Annotated in this window: 16 protein-coding genes; all 16 read left to right on the top strand. The window is 57.4% G+C overall.

What is annotated here, in order from left to right; translation table 11 throughout:
- Positions 1–34 precede the first annotated feature (34 nt).
- The 16 genes from L8I05_RS15870 (at position 35) to L8I05_RS15945 (ending at position 26,130) form a co-directional block, all read left to right on the top strand.
- Positions 35–667: an NADH:ubiquinone oxidoreductase subunit N gene (locus tag L8I05_RS15870; protein WP_242170092.1), complete on the top strand. Its 633-nt coding sequence runs from the start codon at positions 35–37 to the stop codon at positions 665–667.
- 147 nt (positions 668–814) lie between these two features.
- Positions 815–2,311 carry a YdgA family protein gene (locus tag L8I05_RS15875; RefSeq protein ID WP_242170094.1) on the top strand — a complete coding sequence of 499 codons (1,497 nt, stop codon included), beginning with the start codon at positions 815–817 and terminating at the stop codon, positions 2,309–2,311.
- A gap of 299 nt (positions 2,312–2,610) precedes the next feature.
- Positions 2,611–5,091, top strand: a complete 2,481-nt coding sequence (gene pgaA / locus L8I05_RS15880; protein WP_242170095.1) for a poly-beta-1,6 N-acetyl-D-glucosamine export porin PgaA — start codon at positions 2,611–2,613, stop codon at positions 5,089–5,091.
- Positions 5,092–5,103: 12 nt separating this feature from the next.
- On the top strand, positions 5,104–7,101 hold the full coding sequence (pgaB, locus tag L8I05_RS15885) for a poly-beta-1,6-N-acetyl-D-glucosamine N-deacetylase PgaB (protein WP_242170097.1): 1,998 nt from the start codon (positions 5,104–5,106) through the stop codon (positions 7,099–7,101).
- Positions 7,102–7,103: 2 nt separating this feature from the next.
- Positions 7,104–8,444: a poly-beta-1,6-N-acetyl-D-glucosamine synthase gene (pgaC, locus tag L8I05_RS15890; RefSeq protein WP_124416133.1), complete on the top strand. Its 1,341-nt coding sequence runs from the start codon at positions 7,104–7,106 to the stop codon at positions 8,442–8,444.
- 2 nt (positions 8,445–8,446) lie between these two features.
- Entirely contained in the window at positions 8,447–8,929 is a 483-nt protein-coding gene (gene pgaD, locus L8I05_RS15895; RefSeq protein ID WP_159953582.1) for a poly-beta-1,6-N-acetyl-D-glucosamine biosynthesis protein PgaD, read from the top strand.
- Between the two features lie 471 nt (positions 8,930–9,400).
- Positions 9,401–11,122: a ShlB/FhaC/HecB family hemolysin secretion/activation protein gene (locus tag L8I05_RS15900; protein ID WP_242170100.1), complete on the top strand. Its 1,722-nt coding sequence runs from the start codon at positions 9,401–9,403 to the stop codon at positions 11,120–11,122.
- A 31-nt stretch (positions 11,123–11,153) separates the two neighbouring features.
- A complete protein-coding gene (locus tag L8I05_RS15905; RefSeq protein ID WP_242170103.1) occupies positions 11,154–19,436 on the top strand; it encodes a DUF637 domain-containing protein in 8,283 nt (2,760 codons plus the stop codon).
- Positions 19,436–20,104 carry a hypothetical protein gene (locus L8I05_RS15910; protein ID WP_242170105.1) on the top strand — a complete coding sequence of 223 codons (669 nt, stop codon included), beginning with the start codon at positions 19,436–19,438 and terminating at the stop codon, positions 20,102–20,104. Before L8I05_RS15905 ends, L8I05_RS15910 begins: the two co-directional genes overlap by 1 nt.
- 917 nt (positions 20,105–21,021) lie before the next feature.
- On the top strand, positions 21,022–21,471 hold the full coding sequence (locus L8I05_RS15915) for an SMI1/KNR4 family protein (RefSeq protein WP_242170107.1): 450 nt from the start codon (positions 21,022–21,024) through the stop codon (positions 21,469–21,471).
- A gap of 534 nt (positions 21,472–22,005) precedes the next feature.
- Entirely contained in the window at positions 22,006–22,518 is a 513-nt protein-coding gene (locus L8I05_RS15920; protein WP_242170109.1) for a hypothetical protein, read from the top strand.
- A 355-nt stretch (positions 22,519–22,873) separates the two neighbouring features.
- Positions 22,874–23,263, top strand: coding sequence for an SMI1/KNR4 family protein (locus L8I05_RS15925; protein WP_242170111.1), 390 nt, complete (start codon positions 22,874–22,876; stop codon positions 23,261–23,263).
- Between the two features lie 419 nt (positions 23,264–23,682).
- Positions 23,683–23,973, top strand: coding sequence for a hypothetical protein (locus L8I05_RS15930; protein ID WP_242170113.1), 291 nt, complete (start codon positions 23,683–23,685; stop codon positions 23,971–23,973).
- A gap of 567 nt (positions 23,974–24,540) precedes the next feature.
- A complete protein-coding gene (locus L8I05_RS15935) occupies positions 24,541–24,933 on the top strand; it encodes a hypothetical protein (RefSeq protein WP_242170115.1) in 393 nt (130 codons plus the stop codon).
- Positions 24,934–25,114: 181 nt separating this feature from the next.
- A complete protein-coding gene (locus L8I05_RS15940) occupies positions 25,115–25,549 on the top strand; it encodes a hypothetical protein (RefSeq protein ID WP_242170117.1) in 435 nt (144 codons plus the stop codon).
- 275 nt (positions 25,550–25,824) lie between these two features.
- The gene (locus L8I05_RS15945; RefSeq protein WP_242170119.1) at positions 25,825–26,130 is read left to right on the top strand and encodes a hypothetical protein; all 306 of its coding nucleotides are present in this window, start codon (positions 25,825–25,827) and stop codon (positions 26,128–26,130) included.
- The last annotated feature ends 70 nt before the right edge of the window (positions 26,131–26,200 follow it).

A 26,200-nucleotide genomic window follows, 5' to 3' on the forward strand; every position in this document is an offset into this window, starting at 1 on the left:
ACACTGCTCGCGTTTGCTCATGGGGATTCCAATAATGAAAAACCCTTATGCTCCCGCTTTCTGGTGCGTGCTCTTCGCACTGGTGTTGTTATCGGCTGCCTACTTCTACGGCGTCATGCTTGCCCATCAACTCGACAAGGCCATGGTGTTCCTCGACAGCGCGTGCCTGGTGATCGGCACCTTGTCCATCGGCGTCGTGGCGTGGGCGTCTTACCAAAACCAACGGGTGAAACGAAGGCTGCTCGAACAGGGCAAGACCCGTGTGGCGATCTGGGACACCAAAGTCGCCCTGCGCCGTGTCGAGACCGTGTTCGACCGCTATTTCTGGGGCAGTTACTGGCAGCCCGGGCGCACCTTCCAGGAAGTCATGGGTGAACTCACCGGCACGCCCCTGGAAAAAAGCCTCGAAGCCCTGAAAAAACAATGTGTGCTGCTCGACCAGCAGATCGCCGACGGTAGGCATTGGCTGAATAACGCCCGGGAATTGTCCGACGTGGCCAACGCCATGGCCCGTGAGCGCTATCAACTGGATTTCTGTAACCCCAAGGCCGACACCCCGAGCAATGCCGTGATACACCGCGAGTTTGAGGTGTTGGTGTACACCTGGACCGCACGCTTGAAGAGTTTTGATCACCAGCTCGATGAGATTGAATTGGAGTACACGTGAACCAACTGCAGGCCTGACCCCTCTGAAAAGCTGGGCCGTTCGCGGCCGCCAGTGCTAATCTTCCCCCGTTTTCGGCGGGCTTGAGCCAACTCCCTCGGGGTTCAAGGAAGACAGCCCACTTCTCACAGGATTTGATCAGGTCACTTCATGAATAAGCCAGCAGTTGTTCTTTTGGGTTTCGTTGTCGCCGTCGGCGTCGTCAGTGCAGGCGGCGCCTGGTACACCGGTAAGCAGCTGGAACCGGTGTTGCAAACCGCAATCCAGAGCGCCAACAAGGAACTGCAGACCTCCATGGCCGGCGTCGACGGCAGCGTGAGCCTGGAGCTGGTGTCCCTGGACCGTGGCCTGTTCAGCAGCACCGCGCACTACCGCCTCAAAGGGCAGGGCAGTGTGTTCGGTGAAGACAACCCGAACCCTGAACTGCTGTTCGTCGACCACATCGAACACGGCCCGCTGCCGTTTTCGCGTCTGGTGTCGCTGAAATGGCTGCCGGTCATGGCCACCAGTCACTACGCGCTGGAAAAAAACGCCACCACCGAAAAATGGTTCGCCGCCAGCAAAGACGTGTCGCCGCTTAAAGGCGTGGCCAATATCGGCTACAACCGCTCCGTCGATGGCAATGTCGAGCTGCTGCCTCTGGAGCTCAAGGACGACAAGTCGTCGGTGAGCTTCTCCGGCGCCAACCTGGACTTCGACAGCAGCGCCGAAGGCCAGAAGGTCAAGGCCAACGGTTACATGAACAGCCTGAAAGTCGCGGTAATCGACGCCAATGGCGTGCCGTTCGACGCTGAGCTGTCCGGCCTGACCGTGGCCAGCAACCTGGAAAAATCCAGCTTCGGTTTCTACACCGGGCAGAACACCGTTGAGCTGACCGACACCAAAGTCACCTTCGGCCCACAGAAAGCCGTGCTGACCCTCAAGGGCTTCGAGCAGAAAGACACCAGCGAAACCAAGGACAACAACCTGGCCGGCCGCGTTGACTACAAGATCGACGAGATCGGCTACCAAGGTAAGCCTGTGGGCTCGGCCGCCATGGCCCTGAGCATGAAGAACGTCGACATTCCAGCGATGCTGGTGCTGACCAAGCTGTACCAGGACAAGATGCAGCCGGTGCAAGCCGCTGCCGCTGCCGGCCAGCCGGTGCCTGAGCTGCAACTGACCGAAGCCGAGCAGACCCTGGCCGAGACCAACGTCAACCAGGTGCTGGCTGCCAAGCCGCAAGTGGCGGTGGAAAACCTGTCGTTGAAAACCACCCACGGCGAAAGCAAATTCAATCTGATCGTGGACCTGACCAAACCCGCTTCGATGGAGCTGCCACCGGTTGAGCTGGGCAAGCAGGTCATCGCACTGCTGGATGCCAACCTGACCCTGTCCAAGCCCATGATTGCCGACGTTGCTGCCCTGCAAGCGCAGGTAGGCGGCGTGACCGACCCTAAAACCATCGAGCAGCAATCCCAGGGGGCGGCCGAAATGGTCAGCGGCATGGCCGTCGGCACGCAACTGGCGACCCTGGTGGGCACTGACGTGGTTTCCAAGCTGCATTACGCCAACAATGAAGTGACCTTCAACGGCCAGAAGATGACCGTTGAGCAATTCATTGGCTTTGTGATGGCCAAAGTGGGTGCTGTCAGCGGCGCGCAGTAAGATTTCCGACACCCGTCGGAAATAAATAAATGGGGGAGCAGGGTTGCCTGAGGCAGCGGTCAAACAGTCGGCGGATAGGCCGACGGTGACCGGTCAGCTCGGGTAAGTCTGCTCCCCCATTGGCTTTTCTGGTGGGTGGGCAATTCTGAACAATTGTTCTGAATTGGGCATTTGCCTACATTCCTAGGGGATAGTTCCTACAGGAAAGCTAGGTCGGGTCACTAGACGCCGACACCCTGACGCAAATTGCTCAGGACCACCTATCGTTACAGCTTTCCGTGTGTAAGGAAGCTCACGATATGCTGCGAAACCTACCACTCAGTGCTTCAGGCCGGTTGCGACTGCTCATCGGTGCGGCCTTGTGCAGTCAGCTGCTGATGCCCAGCCTCGCTTTTGCAGACCCTGCCTACGACGCCTTGATCATTCAGGCGCGCAACGGCAACTTCACGCCAGCCCTCACGCAACTGCGCCAACTGCCGTCCGAGCGCCAGACGCCGGGCCAGATCAGCGATCACATTGTGATTGCCGGCTGGGCGGGGCAAGACGCCGAAGTGCTGAGGGTGTACGAGGCCCAGGGCAAGAATCGCAACCTGACCACCCAGGCGCTCGCCACGGTGGCCCGTACTTATCGCAATCAAAAGCAGTGGCCGCAGGCCTTGGCGGTGTATCAGCAGGCGCTGCTGCGCGAGCCGAATAATGTTGACCTGCAACTGGGCCAGGCGCTGACCCAGGCTGACGGCGGCCAAACCAATGAAGCGGTGCAGCGCACCCGTGCACTGGTGGCGGCGCAACCGAATGACCCCAACCGCCGCATGGCGCTGGGCTACGCGTTGACGCGCGCGGGCTTGAACTACGACGCGCTGTTCGAGTTCGACCAGGCCTTTATCCGCGCCGGTGACAAACCCGAAGTGGTCCGCGAATACATCGTCGCGCTGCAAAAGGCGCGGCTGCCGGAACCGGCGTTACGTCTGTCGGCCAAACACCCTGGCGTGCTCGACGCAGTGACCCAGCGCCGCCTGGAAGGCGACCTCGCCGCCGAGCGCGTGCGCATGGCCGAGTTCGCCACGCGCACCGAAAAAGAACGCTACGTGATCGCCGATCGCGCCCTTGATGACTACGACAAACTGCTCGCGCGCTGGACCCCGGACCCCAGCGCACACGACGACGTGGTGCGCTGGCGCATCGACCGGCTGGGCGCCCTCAAGGCGCGCGCGCGCACCGCTGAAGTGATCCGCGACTACGAAACCCTCACGGGCGAAGGCGTGCAATTGCCGACCTACGCCGTGCGCTGGGTAGCCGCCGCTTACCTCGATCAACGCCAGCCGGAAAAAGCCGAGCCGTTGTATCGCCAGGCGCTGACGGCGCCGGACGCCGACCCCGGCGATCACGTCGAAGACAGCACCGCGTTGTTCTACTCGCTGCTGGAAAGCGACAAAGTGATGGAGGCGCGCGAAGTCGCCAGCAACCTGGCGAACACCCAGAACCCTCGCGTCGAACTCAAGGGCTTGCCCATCGGCAACCCCAACGACAGCTGGATGGATGCGCAACAATTGTCGGCCCAGGCCGGCACTTACGGCGGTGACCTGCCGGGCAGCGAAACCGGCCTGGAAGCCTTGGTGGCCAAAGCTCCGGGCAACGTCGGCCTGCGCCTGGCCCAGGCCGATATGTACCGCGCCCGCGATTGGCCGCGCCGCGCCGAAGGCACGCTGAAGGAAACCGAGGCCCAGGCCCCGCGTGATATCGGCCTGGAAGTGTCCCAGGCCTACACCGCCATGGACCTTCAGGAATGGCGGCAAATGGACGCGCTGACCGATGACGTGCTGGCCCGCAACCCGGACAACCGCCAGGTGCAGCGCCTGAGCCGCTTGCGCGATGTGCATGACATGGCCGAACTGCGTGTCGAAGCCTACACCGGCAAAAGCGACGGCGGTGGCGGCAACAATGACGTTGGCGCAGTCGCAGGCAGCCGTGACTGGGGCATTGAAAGCCGGATTTACACCCCGCCCATCGACGAAGACTGGCGCGTGTTCGCCGGTGCCGGGTATGCCACGGCTGACTTTACCGAAGGCACCGGCCAGCATCGCTGGCAAGTCGTGGGCGTGGAGCGTCGCACCCGTGACATGACGCTCGAAGCCGAAGTCTCCAACCACTCCTACGGTTATGGCTCCAAGCAAGGCGCGAGCGTGTCGATTGCCCGCGACATCAACGACAACTGGCAATACGGCGGCAGCCTCGGCTACCTGCTGACGACCACGCCATTGCGGGCGCTGAATGCCGACGTCACGGCCAATGGCGGCAGCGGTTTTATCCGCTGGCGCGCCAACGAAAGCCGTGAGTGGAAACTGTCCGTCAGCCCGTCGCACTTCAGCGACGGCAACAACCGGCTCGAAGCGCTGCTCACCGGCCGCGAGGGCATCTACAGCTCGCCGCATGTGCAAGTGGACCTGGGCCTGGAAGTCGGCGCCAGCCACAACACCAAGCAAGACACGGTGTACTTCAACCCCAAGTCTGACCTTAGCGTGTTGCCTACCGTTACCGTCAATCATGTGCTCTATCACCGCTACGAGACCCAGTGGAGTCAGCAGTTCCAAGTCGGTGCGGGTACTTATAGCCAGCGCGATTATTCCACCGGCGGTGTCGGTTTGATCGGCTACGGCCAACGCGTTCGCTGGAACGACGTGCTCGAAGCCGGCGCCAACCTGAGCCTGATCAGCCGACCTTATGACGGTGATCGCGAACGCGATCTGCGCTTGCTCATCGACCTCACTTACCGTTTCTAGAAGAGCCTGACAATGACCGTTCTCAGCCGTTGTTTATTGGTCCTCGGTGTATTGCTGGCGGGTGCCTGTGCCCAGCAACCCGCGCCGTACACGCCCCCCGCCGAGCGGCCGACACCGGCCCGTGAAGCGCCGTGGCCGAAAAACCATTTCCTGGGCATTGCCTACCACGACATTGAAGACCGCGACCCCGATCAGGCGGTGGTGGCCGTGCGCACCGAGCGTTTGATCGACCAACTGGCTTGGCTGCGTGAAAACGGCTACCAAGCGGTCAGCGTTGACCAGATCCTGGCCGCACGCAGCGGTGGGCCTGAGCTGCCGCCCAAAGCCGTGATGCTGAGCTTCGACGATGGCTATTCGAGCTTCTATACCCGTGTGATGCCGATCCTGCGTGCTTACAACTGGCCGGCGATCCTCGCCCCGGTGGGGTATTGGATTGATACGCCGCTGAATAAACCGGTGGACTTTGCCGGCACGCCAAGGGCGCGTTCCGACTTCCTGACCTGGGAGCAGGTGCGCGAGATTTCCAAGTCGCACCTGGTGGAAATCGCCGCCCACACCGACGCCAGCCACACCGGCATCCTGGCCAACCCGCAGGGCAACCTCGAGCCGGCTGCGGCAACGCGCCGCTACGATGCGGCCACCGGCAAATATGAAACCGAAGCACAGTTCCAGGCGCGGATGCGTGCCGACGTAACGGCTATCTCCAACAAGCTGCGTGCCGTCACCGGCAAGGCGCCGCGCGTGTGGGTGTGGCCTTACGGCGCGGCCGACGGCACCTCGCTGGCAGTCGTCGGCGAGCAGGGCTACAAGATGGCCCTGACCCTGGACGACGGCCTTGATGACCTCGCCAACCTCAAGAGCAGCCCGCGCTTCCTGGTGGCCTCCGACCCGGATGGCGAGCATTACGCCAACGCCATCGTCGGCACCCAGGCCAAGACCTCGATGCGCGTGCTGCACGTTGATCTCGACAACGTCTACGACCCGGACCCGGCCCAAGAGGCGCGCAACCTCGACCAGTTGGTGCAGCGCGTCGTCGATATGGGCGCCAGCACCGTGTTCCTGCAAGCCTTCGCCGACCCCAAGGGCGACGGCCTGGTGCACTCGCTGTACTTCCCCAACCGCTACCTGCCGGTGCGCCGCGACCTGTTCAACCGCGTGACCTGGCAACTGCGCACCCGTGGCCATGTGGCGATCTACGCGTGGATGCCGGTGCTCAGTTTTGCCCTGGACCCGTCGTTGCCGCGCGTGACCCGCATGGACCCGAAAACCGGCCAGGTCGGCCTCGACCCGGACCAGTACAAACGCCTGTCGCCGTTTGATCCGAAAGTGCGTCAGCAAATTGGTGAAATCTACGAAGACCTGGCGCGCAACACGGCGATTGACGGCGTGCTGTTCCACGACGATGCGATCCTCTCGGACTTCGAAGACGCCAGCCCCGCCGCGCTCAAGGCCTATGCCGCCAACGGCCTGCCGGACAGCATCGCCGCGCTGCGTGCCGACCCGGCCGTGATGCAACGTTGGACGCGCTTCAAGAGCCGCTACCTGATCGACTTCACCCAGGAGTTGGCGGGTAAGGTGCGCGCCATTCGTGGGCCGCAGGTACAGACCGCGCGCAATATCTTCGCCGAGCCGATGCTCAACCCGGCCAGCGAAGCCTGGTTCGCGCAGAACCTCGATGACTTCCTCCAGACCTACGACTGGACCGCGCCGATGGCCATGCCGCTGATGGAAGGCGAGACGCTGAAAAACTCCAATGCCTGGCTGGAAAAACTCGTGGCCACGGTCAAGGCGCGCCCGGATGCCTTGCAACGCACCGTATTTGAACTGCAAGCCAAGGACTGGCGGACCAAGGACGCGCCGGATATCGACGGCGCACAGATGGCCGAATGGATGGGTGTGCTCAAACGCCAGGGGGTCAGGAGTTTTGGCTACTACCCGGACAACTTCCTGGAAAACTCCCCGGACCTGAAGACGGTACGTCCGGCCCTTTCCAACCAATGGAACCCTTGACCATGTTCGACAGAATCCTGGCTTTATTCGTGTTGGCGCTGGTGTTGGGTGTGCCCCTTGGCCTGATCTTCCTGGTCACCGGGCAGTTCCTGATGGACTTCGTGTTCTTCTACCCGCTGTTCATGTCGGCGTTGTGGATCGCCGGCGGGTTGTACTTCTGGCTGCACTGGGAACGTCACTGGCCGTGGAAGGAAGACACCCCGGCGCCGACCCTGGCCGGCAACCCGCTGATCTCGATCATCATCCCTTGCTACAACGAGGGTGATAACGCCGCCGATACCATTCACGCGGCGCTGGACCAGCTGTACCCGAACATCGAAGTGATCGCCGTCAATGACGGCTCCAAGGACAACACCGCCGCGGTACTTGATGCCCTGGCATTGGAGCACCCACGCCTGCGGGTGCTGCACCTGGCGCAGAACCAGGGCAAGGCCGTGGCCTTGCGCATGGGCGCTGTGGCCGCGCGCAGTGAATACCTGGTGTGCATCGACGGCGACGCCTTGCTGGATAAAAACGCGGCGGCCTATATGGTTGCGCCGATGCTGGACAACCCGCGCCTCGGTGCCGTGACCGGCAACCCACGCATCCGCACGCGCTCGACCTTGATCGGCCGGGTGCAGGTGGGCGAGTTTTCCTCGATCATCGGCTTGATCAAGCGCACCCAGCGGGTGTTCGGTCGGATCTTCACGGTTTCGGGTGTGGTCGTTGCGTTTCGCAAGAAAGCGCTGGACCGCATCGACTACTGGAGCACCGACATGATCACCGAGGACATCGATGTCAGTTGGAAGCTGCAGCTCGATCACTGGGCAATCTTCTATGAGCCGCGCGCCTTGTGCTGGATCCTCATGCCCGAAACCGTCGGCGGCCTTTGGAAACAACGCCTGCGCTGGGCCCAGGGCGGCGCCGAAGTACTGTTCAAAAACATCCGTGGCATCTGGCAATGGCGCCATCGCTACCTGTGGCCGTTGCTGTTCGAATACTGCCTGTCCACCGGTTGGGCGTTCACCTTCCTGCTGTCGGTGATCTTCTGGGGCTTGGGCAAGTTCATGGTGCTGCCACAGGCGATTGCCGTGGACTCGCTGGTGCCACCGGCGTTTACCGGGCTGGTGCTGGCGATGGTGTGCCTGCTGCAATTTGCGGTGAGCATCCTGATTGACCGGCGCTACGAAAAAGACCTGTGGAAAACCCTGTTCTGGACCGTGTGGTACCCGATGGTGTTCTGGCTGGTGAGCCTGCTCACCACGTTGGTCAGCTTTCCCAAGGTGCTGTTCAACCAGCATCAGAAGCGCGCACGCTGGGTCAGCCCGGACCGCGGTATTAAACCTAGCGAAGAGGAGGCGTGACCATGAAGCTGGTCAGAACTCGCCAAAATTCAGTGATGTGGGTCATCGATGTACTGTTGACCCTGCTGGCCTGGGCTGGGCTGGTTTGGCTGCTGGCGCGCGGGATTACCGCGATGCTGGAAACCCACGGCGGCCCGCGCATTGAGGCGCCGATTTTTGCGGCGCTCAACACCTTGCAGATCTACTTCTGGATCGCGCTGTTCAATGCGGTGATCCTGATCAGCTGGGCGCGTTATCAGCAACGCCGCGGGCGCAAGTTCGCCCAGCGCCGTGCCGAGGCCAATGCGCTCAGCGATAAGAGCCTGAGTGAAAGTTTCAACCTGGGTGACGGCCACCTGGAGCAGTTTCGCAAGCCCGGCGTGCTGGTGATCCACAACGACGAAGAGGGCGGCGTGGAAGATGTGAAGTCGCATGTGTCCCGCGACGTGGAGCGCCCAGGGCTGACGCTGGTGCCAGGGCAGGAAAAAGACAAAGGCGCAGGCTGAGGGCTTTGATCGTTCCCACGCTCCGCGTGGGAACGCATCCCGTGACGCTCCGCGTCACTGCGCAAGTCTTGAGATCGGCGCAACCTTTGGACGCGGAGCGTCCGGGGCGGCATTCCCACGCGGAGCGTGGGAACGATCAAGCGCTGCACCAGACTAATCCGATAAATGGGATCCAATTCACAAAACAACCGCGAACTTTTCTCTATTCCTCGGTACTAACCTAACTCGACACGTAGTTGATGGCCAACTAGTGGCATCTCATCAGCACTTGATCGAATCGCTATCAAAACAGTTGCCGCTTGTCGGAATAAAACTTCCAGTGACTGGCTCAACCGCTTTTTGATAATTATTTGTTGTTATTTATCAATGGCTTGCAGGTTTAACTAGTACGGATGTGCAACTAATCCAACTTCTTGGATCCGCACTAGTTCGATGTTAGTTTGCCGCCCCTTGATTTTCGATGGATCGAACATGTCTTCGTTATTGCCACGGACTCGGTATTTGCTGTGCACTTTTCTGCTCGCTTGCTTGAGCCTGAACAGTGCCACCGCCGCCCCCACGCCAGGGGATCAAGACCTGATCCGTGACCGGCAAAATCGCCTGCTCGAAGAGCAGCAACGGCGCCTGCAAGAACTCCAGGACCTGCCCGGTAAAGAAGCCAAGCCCCAGGCTCCGGCCCTGCCCGCGGACACGCGCTGCTTCCCGATCAAAGACATCGAACTCAAGGGCGCCGACAGCCTGGCAGCCTCAGACCGCGAGCGCCTGCTCAAGCCCTACATCGGCAAATGCGTGGGCGTTTCGCAGCTCAATGAGTTGCTCAAGGTCATCACCGACTACTACATCACCAAGGGCCGCGTCACCAGCCGCGCCTATCTGCCGCAACAAGACCTCTCCACCGGCCACCTGCAAGTGCTGGTGGTGGAAGGCAAACTCGAAGCCTTGAAAAGCGCCGAAGGCAGCACGGTGACGGACCGCGAACTGGCCATGGCCTTTCCCGGCAAGGTCGGCGAGGCGTTGAACCTGCGTGAAGTCGAGCAACTGGTGGACCAGTTGAACCGTTTGCCCTCCAAGCAGGCGCAAATGGAACTGACCCCCGGCCAACAGATCGGCGGCAGCGACGTGGTGGTCAAGAACACCGCGCAAAAGCCCTGGCGCGCCAGCCTGTCGCGTAATAACGACGGCCAGAAAAGCACCGGCGAACAGCAGTGGGGCGCGGGCCTTGAGTGGGACAGCCCGCTCGGCCTGGCCGACCAATTGATGCTGCGTGGCGGCCACGACGCCGTCAGCGACCACCAGAAAACCTCGAAAAACAGCATGCTCTACTACAACGTGCCGTGGGGCTGGTGGAACTTCAGCTACACCTACAGCGAGAGTGATTACCGCACGTATGGCGTGACCGACGGTTTCAAATTCAAGCAGAACGGCGACAACGAAAACCATCAGTTTCGCGCCGAGCGGGTGATCCACCGTGACGACGTGAGCAAGACGTCGGTCAACGTCGGCGTGGCGCATTTGCGCACCAACAACTACATCCTCGATATCCGCACCGAGCCCAGCAGCAACCGCCTCAGCGAGCTGCAATGGGGCATCAACCACGGCCGGCGCATCGGCAATGCATTCGTCAACGTCGACCTGGGCATGCAAAACGGCATTGGCGCGTTCGATGCCCAAGCCAACAACGAGCGCGACGCGTACGGCAACCGCCTGCCCAGTGCGCGCTACCGCAAATACACCGCCACCGTCAGCTACCTGCAGCCGTTCAGCCTGTGGGGCGAGTCGTTCAGTTTCTCCAGCCTGGCCACCGGCCAACGCAGCGAAGACATCCTGTTCAGCCCCCAGCGCATGAGCCTGGGCGGCTCGGCTTCGGTGCGCGGTTTCAAAGACCAGCAACTCACCGGCGACAGCGGCGGTTACTGGCGCAACGACGTGCGCTGGGCGCGCCCGGTGACCTGGGACTGGATGCGCCCGGCCTTTGCCGAATACGGCGCCAGCGTCGGCTACGACCAAGGCGTGATCAGCAATGGCCGTTACAACGGTGAAGTGCACGGCCGGGTCTCAAGCAACTCGTTGGAGTTGTTCGCCCGGGGCAAATACGTCAGCACCAGCGTGACCTTTGCGCATTCTCTGGAACGCCCGGCAGTGATGAGCGAGCGCGAAGCGCCGATCTACTTCCGCATGGATTTCTTCCTGTAATTCAACGCCCCGTTACATCGAGACTATGACAATGGATGTTCGCCACTTTGCCTTCCTGGCCCGCCAACCTTCTGCTGCGCTGAAGCCGCGAGACTCGTTCTTCGGCTTGCCCAAGCGCGGCCTGGTGCTGATCCTGGCCAACGCGCTGTTCTGGCAGCCGTTGCTGGCCCAGGCCGAAGGCATTGTGGTCAGCGCGCCGGGCACCACCGTCGGCCAGGCGGGCAATGGCGTGCCCGTGGTGAACATCGCCACGCCCAATGGCAGTGGCTTGTCGCATAACCAATTCAAGGACTACAACGTTGGCCCCAACGGCGTGATCCTCAACAACGCCACGGGCGCGGTGACCAACACCCAGCTGGGCGGCTACATCGTCGGCAACCCCAACCTCAAGGGCGGCGCGGCCAACGTTATCCTCAACGAGGTCAACGGCGGCAGCCCCAGCCAGTTGCGCGGGTTCACCGAAGTGGCGGGCCAGTCGGCCAAAGTCATCGTCGCCAACCCTTACGGCATCACCTGCAGCGGTTGCGGCTTTATCAACACCCCCAATGCCACGCTGACCACCGGCAAGCCGATCCTTGACCAGAATGGCCGCCTGGAGCGCTACCAGGTCGATGGCGGCGCCGTGACCATCGACGGCCAGGGCCTGAACGCGAGCAACGTCGACCGCTTCGAAATCATCACCCGCTCGGCCAAGATCAATGCACAGATCAACGCGCGCGAATTGACCGTGATCGCCGGGCGCAACGACGTCGATGCCCAAAGCCTGAAAGCCACCGCGCGCGCCGACGACGGCAGCGCCAAGCCGGAGCTGGCTATCGACTCCTCGGCGTTGGGCGGCATGTACGCCGGCGCGATCAAACTGGTCGGCACCGAAGCCGGTGTGGGCGTGAAGCTCGACGGCACGCTGGCCGCCAGCGGCGGCGATATCCAGCTGGATGCCAATGGCCACTTGAGCATGGCGCAGACGTCGGCCACCGGTAACATCAAGGTCACCGCGCAAAACGTCAACCTCACCGACAAGGTCTACGCCACCGGCAACGTACAGGTCACCAGCGCCCAAGCCTTGGTCAACCAGCAGAGCGTCGCCGCCGGCCAGCGCATCGAACTCAACGCGGCCAGCATCACCAACCCCGGCATCATCGAAGCGGGCGTTGCGGCGGATAACAGCCGCAACGCCACCGGCGACCTGGTGGTGAACACGCAAAACCTCAACACCAGCGGCAACCTGTTGGCCAGCCGCGCCTTGGCGATCACCGCCGCGCAAACGCTGACCAACCAGGGCGCAATCATCCAGGCCAAAACCGTCAGCGTCAGCACCGACAAGCTGACCAACAGAGGCGCCACCGCCCGTGTGTACGGCGAGCAACAGCTGGCGCTCAACGCGCCGGCCATCGTTAACGTCGGCGGGCTGATTCGCTTCGGCGAAGGCCAGGCCGCGACCCTCGACAGCGCGTCCCTGGACAACCGCCAAGGCCGCATCGAAATGTCCGGCGGCAGCCTGGTGTTGACCAGCACCGACCTGAACAACAACAGCGGCCAAATCATCGCCAGCAACCTGACCGTGAATGCGGGCAATCTGAATAACCAGAACGGCGTGCTGGTCGCCGATGCGCTCACGGTGAATGCCGGCGACCTCGACAACAGCCTCAAAGGCCTGATCCAGGCCGATAACGGCGCGCTGAACCTCACCGTCGCCAATGCCTTCAACAACTACCAGGGTTACGCCCAGGCCAGCACCGACCTTAACCTCCACGCCGGCAGCGTCAGCAGCAACGCCAACGGCGTGTTGAGCGCCAACACCGGCAAGTTGACCCTCGCCACCGCCCAACAGCTCAACAACGCCCAGGGCCGTTTGCAGGCCGGGCAGGGCGATGTCGAGCTGCACGCCGCGAACCTGGATAACCAAAACGGCGTGATCGTCGGCAAACAGCTGCTGCTTGATGTGAGCGGCGGCAACATCGACAACCGCGCCGGGCGTGTGGTGGGTGACTCCCTCGACGTGCGTGCCTCGGGCCTCGACAACCGCAACGCTGGCCTGCTGGCCGGTGGCGCGCCGGGTGTGAGCCTGCTGCTCAAGGGGCCAGGCCAGTTGCTCAACGCCCAAGGCCGTATCCAAAGCGAAGGCCAGTTGCAGCTGCAAGGCGAGCGCCTGGACAACAGCGCCGGCATCCTGATCGGCACATCGGTTGACGTCACTGCGCAGACCCTCAACAACAGCAACCAAGGCTCGCTGGTCAGCAACGGCGGCGACGTGACACTGAACGTCAGCGACCTGCTGACCAATGCGGGCGGTGTGATCGACGCGGGCGAACGCAGCGTGCTGGTCAAAGCCCTCACCACCCTGAACAACAGCGGCGGCACCGTACGCGGCAAGCGCCTGGACATCGCGGCCCAGCACCTGAACAACGACGCCGGCCAACTGCTGGCCGGCAACCAGGGCCTGAGCTACAGCGGCCAGGACGTGAGCAACCGCAAAGGCTTGATCCTCAGCGGCGGCGCGCACACTCAGCTCGACAACGCCAGCCTGGATAACCTCGGCGGCACCGTGCAGGGCGATACCCTGACCGTCACGGCCAACACGGTCGACAACAGCAGCGGCGGCTTGATGGCCAGCCTGCTCGGCAACCTGCAATTGACCGTCGAAGCCCTGGCCAACCGTGGCGGCAAACTCTTCGGTAAAGAACAGGTGACGATCAGCGGCGCCACGCTCGACAACAGTGGCAATGGCCAGATCAGCGGCAACCAGATCAACCTGACCTCACGCGACACGCTGACGAACCGAGGCGGCCTGATCGAAGCCAACCAGGGCCTGACCCTCAATGGCGGCAACCTCGACAACAGCGTAGGCGGGCAACTGCGCGCGCTGGGCGGTGCCACTAGCCGCCTCAACCTCAGCAGCACGCTGAACAACCAAAACGGCACCCTCGAATTCGGCAGCACCGCCTTCAGCCTCGACACCACACACCTGAACAACCAGGGCGGCCAGTTGCAGCACGCCGGCAACGGCCTGTTCCGCCTCAACACCGCCAGCCTCACCGGCAGCCAGGGCACCATCAATGGCCTGGGCACCGCCGACTGGGCGTTCGGCAGCGTAGACGGCCTGGGCCGTGTGCAACTCAATGAAGCCCTCACCTACAAAAGCACCCAAGGCCTGGCCCTCAAGGCCGGCGACCGCATGGCCAGCAGCAAGGGCTTGATCATCGACGTGGCCAGCCTCGACAACGGCGGCGAGCTGCTCAGCGACGGCGACCTGAGCATCACGCTCAGCGGTGACCTGGCCAACAGCGGCCGCATTGCCACCCAGCAAAACCTCAGCGTCACGGCCAACAACCTCAGCCAGAACGGCGGGCGCCTGGCGGGCAACAACACCCAGATCAAACTGGCAGGCACCCTCGACAGCCTTGGTTTCCTGACGGCGCGTCAACAGCTGGACATTGCCGCGGCACAAATCGGCAACCGTGGCACGCTGGGCGCTCAAGGTGCGGTGAACCTCACCGCCGTCAACGGCATTACCAACGGCGCCGATTCGCTGCTGTTCAGCGGTGGCGACCTGACCCTTCGCGCCAATGGCTTCGCCAACAGCTATGGCGACGTCTACAGCAAAGGCAACCTCACGTTTGAAGGCGTCGATGGCGGGCGTGCGGTGCTGTTCAGCAACCGCTCCGGCACGGTGGAAAGCGAAGGCTACATCGGCATCAGCGCCGGCTTTATCGAAAACGCCAAAGACAAGTTCGAGCTGGGGCAAACCCTCCAGACCGGCAGCTTGAGCTGGGTGTGCGGGCAGCACTGCGGCGAGAAGGACAGCTGGCGGCGCGGCACCATCACCATCAATGAGACCTACCTTGAAGCCGCGATCCAGGATTCGGCTTCGGCGCGGCTGGTAGCTGGCAAAGACCTGCTGCTGCAAGGCGACACCGTGCAGAACCGCAACAGCCTGATGGCCGCTAACGGTAACTTGAGCATCACCGCCCAGGATTTGCTCAACGAAGGCTCCAGCACGCGCACCGGGCAACGCAAAATCGTGATCAACACCCCCGGGCATGTGGACAAGCACCTGTGGGAGCGCATGGAATACGTCGATGTGCCGACCTTCAACAACGCGACGGCGGCCGGTAATTTTGACCAGGCGAAATTTGAAGCCCTCAAAGCGCTGTCACCCAACAGCGCACCGTTCCGGCAAACGAGCGACGTCACCACCTGGACCCCCAACGGTGGCCTCGCCTACGACGCCGTCCTGCAGGCCGGCGGCACCGTCGACCTGTCCAACGTCACCAACAAAATTCAAAACGGCACGCTGCACGACAACACCCTGGCGCAACTGACCGGCACCCTCGGCAACGACCAGACCGGCATCCCCGTCGGCGGCATCAATATCAACCTCAGCAAGCACGTTAACGATGCCAGCGCCCAGGCGCCCGGCAGCGTGTTGCCTGTGGTCACGCTCACTCCGGGCGGCGGCTTTGTGCCCGTGGACTACACCGGCACGCCGTTCGCCCCGGTCGACCCCACCACCTCGCCGTACTTCCAACTGCCCAAGGGCGACTACGGCCTGTTCGTCAAAAGCGCCGACCCTACCAGCCACTACCTGATCGAAACCAACCCCGAGTTCACCAGCGCATCGGGCTTCTTCAGCTCCGACTACATGCTCGGCAAACTTGGCTTCAATTCCGACAACGCCTGGCGCCGCCTCGGCGATGGCCAATACGAAACCCGCCTGATCCGTGACGCGGTAATTGCGCAAACCGGCCAACGCTTCCTCGCCGGTGGCTTGCTCAGCGATGCCGACCAATTCCGCTACCTGATGGACAACGCCCTGGCCAGCAAAGACGCCCTGCGCCTGAGCGTCGGCGTGACGCTCACCAGCCAGCAAGTCGGCGCCCTGACCCACGACATCGTGTGGATGGAAAACCGCGTGGTCGATGGCCAGACCGTGCTCGTGCCGGTGCTCTACCTGGCCCAGGCCGAATCGCGCAACGTGCGCGGCAACAGCCTGATCCAGGGCCGCGACCTCAACCTGGTCACCGGTGGCGACCTGGTCAACGTCGGCACCCTGCGCGCCAGCAACAACCTCTCCGCCGTCAGCAGCGGCAGCATCTACAACGGCGGCCTGATGGAAGCCGGCAACAACCTGAGCCTGCTGGCCCAGGACAGTATCCGCAACGCCATGGGCGGCGAAATTCGGGGCAGCCAAGTCAGCCTTGCCAGCATCAAAGGCGACATCACCAACGACAACACCGCGATCCAAGTGCGTGAAGGCGTGGGCATGCGCACCCTCACCGATGCCAGCGCGAGCACCATCACCGCGCGTGGCAACCTGGCCATTGACGCCGGGCGCGACCTCAACAACCACGGCGCACTGGTTGCCGGCAACGACGCCAACCTCACCGCCGGCCGCGACCTCAACCTGGTCGCCGCCAGCGACACCAGCGTGATCCACAAAACCATCGACGGCGGCGAAAAATCCACCATCACCACCGACGTCAAAAACCTCGCCGCTACCGTCACGGCAGGCGGCAACCTCAACATGCAGGCCGGGCAAGACGTCAACATCATCGGCAGCAACGCCACCGCCGGCAAAGACCTGAACATCCAGGCCGGACGCGACCTCAACGTCGCCTCCGTCAGCGACATGCACAACGTCGAAGGCAAAGAAAAAGACGGCAAAAAACGCATCAAGACAGCGGATGAGCAGACCACGCAAGTGGCCAGCGTACTGACGGCGGGCGCGAACTTTACCAGCCAGGCCGGGCGCGATACGACGCTGGTGGCGAGCAAGATCAGTGCAGGCAATGAAGCGTATCTGTACAGCGGCGATAAGTTGAACCTGCTGGCGGCGCAGAACAGCACGCATACGTTGTATGACATGAAGGAGAACGGTGGGTGGGGCGCGAAAAAAGAACAGCGCGACGAAGTAACCCGTACCACAAACGTTGGGACTGAGATCAAGACTGGCGGCAACCTCACCTTGGTCAGTGAAGGTGACCAGCGTTACCAGGTCGCAAAACTTAATAGTGGTAAGGACATCATCCTCAACAGTGGCGGGGCCATCGCCTTCGAAGGCGTCAAAGACCTTCATGATGAAAGCCATACCAAGAGCAAGGGCGACCTGGCCTGGTTCAGCGCCAAGGGTAAAGGCAACACCGACGAAACGCTGCGCCAGAGTGAAATGATCGCTCAAGGGCAGGTCGTTATCAAAGCGGTCGATGGGTTGAAGATCGATGTCCGGCAGGTGGACCAGCAAACGGTAAGTCAGACCATTGATACCATGGTCAAAGCCGATCCGAATATGGCTTGGCTCAAGGATGCTGAAAAGCGCGGTGACGTGGATTGGCGCCAAGTCAAAGAGATCCACGATAGCTTCAAATACAGCAATTCCGGCTTAGGTGCAGGTTCGCAGATCGTCATTGCGATCCTGATGGCCGCATTTGTCGGGCCGTTGGCAATGACTGCTGCCGCGGGTGCCGGAGCTGGCGTAGCCGTCGCGGCGGGAGCGGGGGCCGTAGCGGCGGGTGCTGCGACCAATGCGACGGTCAGCGTGGTTAATAATCGCGGCAACTTGGGGGCGGTATTCAAGGATGTCACCTCTTCGGATGCTTTGAAGGGGTATGCGATTTCCGGTGTCACCGCTGGATTGACCGCAGCTTATTTTGATGGCTGGACCGGAACTCATACTGATCAGGCGACCAAGCAAATTACGGGGCCACAGCTCAACACATGGACAGGTGTAGGGCAGTTTGCCGCGAATCAGACACTGCAAGGCGGGACTTCAACGCTACTGAGTAAAGCGTTGGGGCAGGGCGGTAGCGGAAGTGAGGCACTGAAAACTGCGCTGTTCAATACCTTGGCAGCGGCAAGCTTCAATGCCGTCGGCGACTACACGAAAAAATGGAACATCGATAACGGTTCAATTCCGAAGATTGCGATCCATGCCATGGTCGGTGGCCTGTTGGCCGAAGCCACAGGTGGAGACTTCCGTACAGGCGCATTGGCAGCCGGGGCCAATGAGGCACTTGTTGTACAACTGAACGACATAGTGAAGGGCGACAAGACATTGTTGTCCATGAGTTCTCAACTGGTCGGCGTGCTGGCAGCGGCCACACAAAAAGATGCGGACGCGAGCAAGCTGGAGAAGGGCGGCTGGGTGGCAAAAAACGCTACGCAGTACAACCATCAACTTCACAAGTCTCAAGCCGATGCGCTGGATGAGCAGCGACGCTTCCATCCGGAAAGAGCTGATCGTTTGAATGCCGCAGCCTGTGCTTTGGTGGGTTGCGCCGAGTCGATCCCGACCGACCATGAATCCTATAAGGACTTCAAGGCACTTCAGGATCGCGGCGCGACTTATGCTGCGGAGATCGCCTTGCTTGAATCGACCGGCCAGTTCGGCGGGCGTAGTTGGCAAGATTGGAGCGACGATACGCTCAATGCTCATGGCAAGGCGGTGCAGGTCATTGGCGCAAGCAAAGACACTGCGTTGGGTCTTGCGGGAGGGGCCACCGCTTACACGGGCATGTTGCTGTCGTCACCCGCGTGTGTTGGTGTTGTGACGTGTGCCTTGCCAATCGGGCTAGGCGCGCTTGGCACTACCTCGATGGTGGGGGCGTGGGACTCTGCAAGCCGGATTACGGCGGATTTCAAGTCCAGCGAGCCCGACCGAGTAATGGCTTCTTTCTTTCCGCAAACCTTTCCTGGCGAGTCGAGCGCAACGTCTGACTTGGCATGGGGAGCGGCAAAATCCGCGGCTCAGGCGGCTCTGTTTGGTGGAGCGAGTAAATACTTTAGTGGTCAGCTAGCTGGAGAGCTTGCTGCGACAAACAAGGTAGTACCGAAAGAGATCCCAGCGCCTGTTAAGGGTGGATTGGACCTGTCGAAGGTCGACGTTTTGACCATTAAGGATGCGCGCAAGCTTGAGGGCGAAAATAAAGGTTTAATCTTTGTACAAGAGCCTCAAGGTGACTTCAGCAAGCCGTTCGTGAAATTCGAAGCGGGTACAACGGGAGCATTTTCCGATGTCCTATCGCAGCGTAAGGCAGTACCTGCGATACGGTTTGACAACCCCAATCCCAACGGTAACAATTTCGTGAAGTTTGACGGTGTAGAAGACATTGGCGGCATCACTTTAATTGACCGAAAAACAGCACTTACATCGTTTGATAAACAAATTCAAAGCGTTCAGAGAGTGTCGAGTGCGTTGAAGCAAAATCCTGGCATAAAAGCGGTTTTTGAATTTCCAAATCAAAAAGCGGCTGATAGAGCAACTAATATTTTGATTGAGCAAAATATCAGAAACATTACTGTGAGGGTGGCACCCTAATGACTAAGTACAAACTTGAGTTTCGTCATAGACCCCTATTTTCAGAGTCTATTGAAGGTAGGCACAGTCGCTTTCTGGAAAAGTTATCCAGCTTAGGTTCGCCGTGGGATTTGGCCGGTACTCCTAAAGCTCCAGATAGTGGGAGCGAGCTTATTGTCTCTGTCTCGTTAGACAAGGTGCTCCCGTCGGGCGTGAAGGGACGAGTTTCATATGCGCTCCGGAGTGAGAAATATTTAGAAGATGATGCTCAATTTGATGACACGCTCTTTGTTGAGTTCTCAAGCAATAAAGTTGATTACTCAGATTTATTGAAAAGAGTTTTCCCTAGGTATGTAGAGGCTTTTGGCGCCTACAGGGCGGCGCTGCATGATTGGTCTATTACGAGAGGCGATTGGCCCGAAGTTGTGGCTGCCTGCGATGCTACCCAGAAAGATATTAATGGTAGAGACGGTGTTTTTCGTATAAATGCGGCTAATTTTTTTGATGGAGAATTATGCCTTCGCGCCTTTGGAAAAAGTCCGCAACAGGTCGTTGACTGCTTAAAGGGGCACGTTGAAGAAGTTTCCGAGTTCGCGGGGGGCGTATTGATTGTCGTTAGTTATACTCCGCTGTCCTCCAACGAAATAATGAGCGCGGGTGAACGATTAAAGGCGCTACTGGGTGAGTAACGTTTTTCACTAACGCCGCAGGGGCTCAGGCTGAGAGGCAGGCGTCGCTGAGGAAAGAGTTATTTAACACCTGAACTATGAGCGAGAAGCGGCGGATTTATTTGAGTGCTTAAGTCCTTTGCGACTTGAATGAATCTGCCACCTTTATATTCCTCTTAGCGATTCGTTCACAGGGCGAAGCCCTCAACCATTAAACAAGGAAGTTCAATGGGCATCCCACTCCCCTTCTGGCTCATCATCACAGCCGTCACGGCTTACGTTGCAAGCACACGCGGGCGCTCAGGGCCCCGGTGGTTTGCAATCTCGCTCTTTCTTCCCTGTGTTGCCCTGGTTGCCGTGTTATTAATGCCCCGGCTGGCGAAGACCGGTGTTGACGCCCTGGTGCACCCGGACCTGCGGCGTTGCCCAGCCTGCAACCAATCCATCCAGGCGGCGGCCTCTCGCTGTAAGCACTGCGGGGCGCAAGTGGAGCCGATTGCTTTGAGAGATCGCAGCGGTTGGGTCGCTCGCATGACCGCCGATACTACTCAAATTCCTGAAGTCTGAACATGGCTTGGACGGGCTGGTGACGTGGCGGACGGTGATGCGATAACTCGAAGTACACCCGATTCCTCTTATCTGCGTAAATGATCATGAAGAATAAAGAAGTGTTAGTCGTTGATTGTATTTGCGGGAAGTAGTGGGTAAGCGACGGTTTGCAAAGATGGAGGTGTATTAAGATTGGAGAAATAGGGGGCAGACCACTTTTTTGGGTGTATCAGGACGCCCAAAAAGTGTGAGTAAAACGAATAGAGAAAATGGTGGTCTGATCCCTATTTCCCGACTCCTATTTCCCTGCCCGCCATGAGAGGTGTGGAGCACCAAGGTGATATTCACAGGGTTCAAGGGCCAGCGGAAAAAATACTTGGTAAGTGATTATGAAAAATAAAGAAGAGTTAAAAGCGTTGGTTGAAGCTGTAATGTACTCAAAAGAATACGAGGGCAATTACGGCTATCGCATAACAGGCACGAGTGCGATGTTAAGCAATGTTGATGAATCAGATCGACAGCAGGCCCCGGCTGACTATCTGGAGTTTCTTACTGAGTTTGGTTTCGGCGAATTAGATGCGGCATTTCATCTCGATGATGGCCCGGAGAAGTATTCAACTGTATGTGGTCGAGAAGTTGAGGGTTATGAGGGATTTTATGTGTTCGGTGGGAATTCGAGTGATGTGCTATATGCTTTCGACGCAAAAAATAATTGGCAGATCGTAGAGATTAGCTCTGAGTTGGATAAGGTTGATGTGTTAGCGTCAAGTTTTTCTGATTTTATCTTAGGACGGTTGAAGCACGTCAAGTCGTTAGTTGAAAGACGCGCAGCGGGCTGATTGTCAGCGTTGCATTTTTAGGGGTACAAAAGCAACTCCATCCGATTTGGGTTCTGGAGAAACTGGAGTTGTAGGTACTGGTAAAGCTGCGGCTAATGATGCGAGTTTTACAGCAACATCCACATCAGGATGGACGAGCATCTCGAGTGACGCTCGCGCGGTGGTCCGGGACGTCGAGTACCATTCAGGTGTGCCGATACCCTCTAACCAGCACACGCAACGCGCAGAGGAGTTGCGTCAGGTGGATCACACTTATGTCGCGCCCAGAAGCGACTATCAAGCCTTACAGCGTGAATACAATAGCCAGCGAAATAATCTCAAGCGTGAGTGGGAGTTGAATACTGGTTTGACATAGCCCAAGACGGAGAGTGGTGTGGATTTCCAAGCGCACCATGTGATACCACAGCAGTATGGTGGACCTAACCAATGGTGGAATTTGCATCCGGTGCCTGGTGGAAGTGCTCACCAAGGTGGCGTTCATGCCCCAGCAAGTCCAACAACTACAGCATTTGCGCAGAAACCTCCGAGGCGCCCATGACCATGTACGAAAAATTAGAGGCCTTCAATGCACTCGCATGCGTGCTATTAGAGCGGCTGAACCCTGTTTCTTCTGGTGACGTGAGTGGGATGCGACAGCAGTGGCCAGCGGCTCCCGATGAATACTTTGCTTTTATGCAGGAGCAGGGGCATGGTGAGATAAAGGAGGACGACCGCGCGTTGTCGCTTTTGACGATTCAACCCACATTATGTCCCGCGGTAGACTACTTTGGTGATGATGGCTTTTATAAAGACGGACCCTATGAATCGGGTGCTAAGGGCGAGGTGTGGCTGTTCGGCTGGGATAGCACCGGGACTGCTTTCGGTTTCGACAGTGGAGACAACTGGCGATTGTTGGAAATCGACAATATGCGTTGGATAACGCGCCTTGACTTGTCGTTTCGTCAGTTCATCGAAGGGGTGTTGGTATGTTATCCACAGCGGCCGATAAGCTTTGCGAATGGAGTTTGGCGCGACTCGGGAGATGTTGCTTACACTCTATCGGATTAGGCATAAAAGCGTGCTGAGCCTAAAAAAGTGGAAAAGGCGCGCATTTATCTGGTGCAAAAGCGACAGCAGGTGCTAGCCAACCTATCAACCTGTTGGAGGAAAGGGCGGCATACCACCCAATAAGTGGATTAGTGGGTGATCGTGGTTCACTTGCAGAAGGCGGTTCTGTTTTCCATAGCCAGAATAGCAGTGTTCTTCATGTCCCATCTAATGCGCTCAAAGCTTTAGGTATACTCGTTTCAAAGACTCTGCAGAAGACAGAAATCCTACGACTGATTATGTTTAACTTCTTACGGATTTGAATACAAAAAACATTGGCGAAACAGGATAAGGAGTTTAATTCTTCTCAGTCGGATTGTCGGAAGTTACGGGCTCGGAGCGGAGAGTAATTAAGCGTGGATTATTCAAGAACAATTTATCTTATAAAGAGTCGGATTTTGTTGAATTTGCTGATTATGGTGACCGTATTGCTGATGAGTGGATTTATAAAGCGGAAGCTCGTCTTGCGTTGAAATTGCCTTATAGCTATAAATGGTGGTTGAAGTGTTATTCTGGCGGGGAAATATCGGGGGAGGAGATTTATAGTATTTACGAAGTGGATTTTTATAGTGTATGTGGTGGTGATATCGTTTATATGTCAATCGTTAACGGTCGAAATGGGTTGTGTGGGAAAGATAGGCTATTTATCTGTGAGCTGCCGGGTGCAGGGGAATCATTTTATTTTGCCACAGGCGATGTGTCTTAATGATGGAGAGTATCCTGTTTATAGGCATGATCTTTCTAATCAAACTTCTAGTTTGTATGCGGAAAATTTTATCGATTTCTTAGAGAAAAGAATAATTTCTTTCAGTTGAATAGTGATTATGCGTTTAAAAATGGTTGAGAAAGGCTTGGTGCGAAAGCTACTGCGAGTATTGTAGGAAGCACTGCTCAAAATAGTGAGGCCCCAACAGGGCGTCTGAGTACTCAGTTGGCCAAGGATGCAAAGTCGTATCCTACGGATGTCCAGAGTTTGACCGGCAGGCAGTTCAACCCTGAACAATTGAAGCTTTTGAAAGCTGACCTGCTAGAGAATATTTATTCACGAATATCTAAAGAAGATATTAAATTGAACAGGACAGAGTTTGACAGTTAGTTGCCAAGTCAACATTGAATGAGGTCAGTATGATTGTTCAAGAGACGGGGCGAGAGCCTGTAACGGTGTATGGTATCTACTGGATTGATGGTGAACGGTTTTACTGGGTGATTCCCTATGGGGGGTACGGGGGGCTAATGTCGCTTAGCCATAAAGATATTTCAGTGATTGACGGTTCCTTATCAAACGATTTGTTTTTCTATAAGGACGGTGATGGGCGAGACATGATATTACATTGGGCTGCGGAAGATATTCTTGATGATTTGGTTGATTGTAATCCGGTTGCTATGACGGATTTTATGAGTCGTTTGGACGTCTGAAATTGCCCCAGTGCTCCCGGCTGGATCGGCAGGCGTCGGCGGTGCTTATAGAGTACGCACGCAATGTAATATCGCTGTGAGCCGTAAAAAAATTGGGTGGCTAATCATGTCGCAGTGGTTGAAGTTGTTTTTAACGAGAGGTTGCATGATAGCCGCTCAAGTGGTATGGATACGATTGATACAGCCGCTCAAAAACTTAATGATGCTGCCGTCACTGATGGATTTACGAGTGCAAGAGAAATAGGAGGCAGACCACTTTTTTAGGTGTATCAGGACGCCCAAAAAAGTGTGAGTAAAGCGAATAGAGAAAATGGTTGTTTGACCCCTATTTCCCCCGCCGGGAATTGACGCGGCGAAAGTAGAACATATACGAGTTATGCCGCCTGGTTCATCAGCTGTTCTCGGTTATGAGAGTGGCTATTGGCGTTGGCAAAACGCTGGGAAGCAGCCGATGAATCCTGCGACTGGTAAGCCAGGTGTCGGTCCGGGAGGCACGCATATCCCTCTTCCACCCGATTCTTTACCGCCCGTTCGTCGCTGAAGTTATGAATTAAATTAGGGTGATATATGAGTATGTTGTCAGATGATTTTGATTTTTTACTGCTGTCCGGCTGTTATTTGGAAATGATTTCTTTTGGAGTCCGTATGACCAGGCTAGACTTTTCAAGGCCGCAGACGTTTCCTGGTGTATCTCCATATAAAGTTTCTTTCTGCGTAGAAGCTGGATTAAAGTATCAAATTGGAAATGTCGTTGGTCAACGTAATTTTGCTGACTCGTCAACCAGTGCGCCCTTGTTAGACTTTTTGTTAATGGACGTTCAGTCGGTTGAGGAAGTTAAGCCTGCTACGCTACAGATAACATTCTGCACGGGAGATAAAATTTTAGTCGAGCCTGACGATACAGGTGATTATGAATCTTACTCAATTTATCTTGATTCCGGTGACGTGATCGTAATATGACGCTGGAGATAAGATGGAAGCATACGAGCGGTTTATTTATTTTCAGAAGTTGCGTTGGTGGCGATAGACTAAATAAATTTATTGCGGTTGATTGCTTTGGCTAGTGGGTTAGAAAACAGCGTCACTTGAATTAATCTGCCCCCTATTTCCTTTATGTTTCTTTTGGGGCTGGGTATTGAATATGAATCCAAATGATTATTTAGGCGGATCATTGATTGAGGCTTTAGCGAACTTTAGGAAGTCAATGCCGATGGTTGATTACGCTAAAGTTGAAGATGACGAGTTTTTAAAATTGCCAGAATGCGGTGTCTACTTTCAATCCGGTAGCGACGGAGTTATAGCGGCTTACAGAGTTTATTATCAGGCCGCGGAGGAGTATTATCAGGCTAGCTCCGAAACAAAAAATGAGTGTCTAGATATTGAGACTGTCGACGATTCAATCAATCTTCTTGGGCAGCCTGTGCGGGATGTACCCTCCATACGTATTCCCGGAAGAGCACCTACAAGTCCTGGGTGTGAGTTTTCAGTAAAGCAGAAGGTGATAACCGTTCATTATGATGCGGAAAGTCGATTTGTTACTTATGTGCATGTAAGAAATGTAGCTGGAAGTGTGTAAGGAAAGTGGCAAAAAGTTAAAATAGAGCGGCGCTGCAAATGGGAATTACGTTCTGGGTGGGGCTAGCTTTTCATGACAGATTTCACTCGCCTTGGGTAAACGAGTTATCCGAGGAATGGCGGGACGTCCGAAGACAATTGTTTGTTAGCCGTGTAATTGTAGTCTGATCCCCTATTTACTCGGCCAGATACGTTGGGTTTTACTTATACAATTGATGGGGCGCGTCAAACTGCTCGCTTTGAAAATGAAGCTCGCTAAATTCCGGAGCATAAAAAATGATTACTGAAGATATAGAAATTGTTAAAAAAATTTTTGAGCTGATTCAGTCGGGAATTGTTGAGGGTTATGACGCCTTCAGGTACGAAGCTGAAGTATGTGAAGGCTATATAGTTGTAGGAGTGTCTATTGAAAAAAATGGAACATTAAATGAAAGTCCAAAAACGAATTTTGATGGGGCAATATTGTATCGGCTCGTCAAGGAACTGAAAGCTAGTGCTGCTTCGCGCGGTGAAAACTGGCGTTCATTCGTGATGAGTTATAGTGTCGGTGGTCAGGTGAAGACAAATTTTGTTTATCCGTGAGAGAAATAGGGTGTAGACCACGTTTTTGGGTGCATCAGGCCCCCCAAAGTGGGAGTAAAACGAATAGAGA

The sequence above is a fragment of the Pseudomonas sp. MONT-RG-20F-20-E-7-02 genome (assembly GCF_022662395.1).
Classification (GTDB): domain Bacteria; phylum Pseudomonadota; class Gammaproteobacteria; order Pseudomonadales; family Pseudomonadaceae; genus Aquipseudomonas.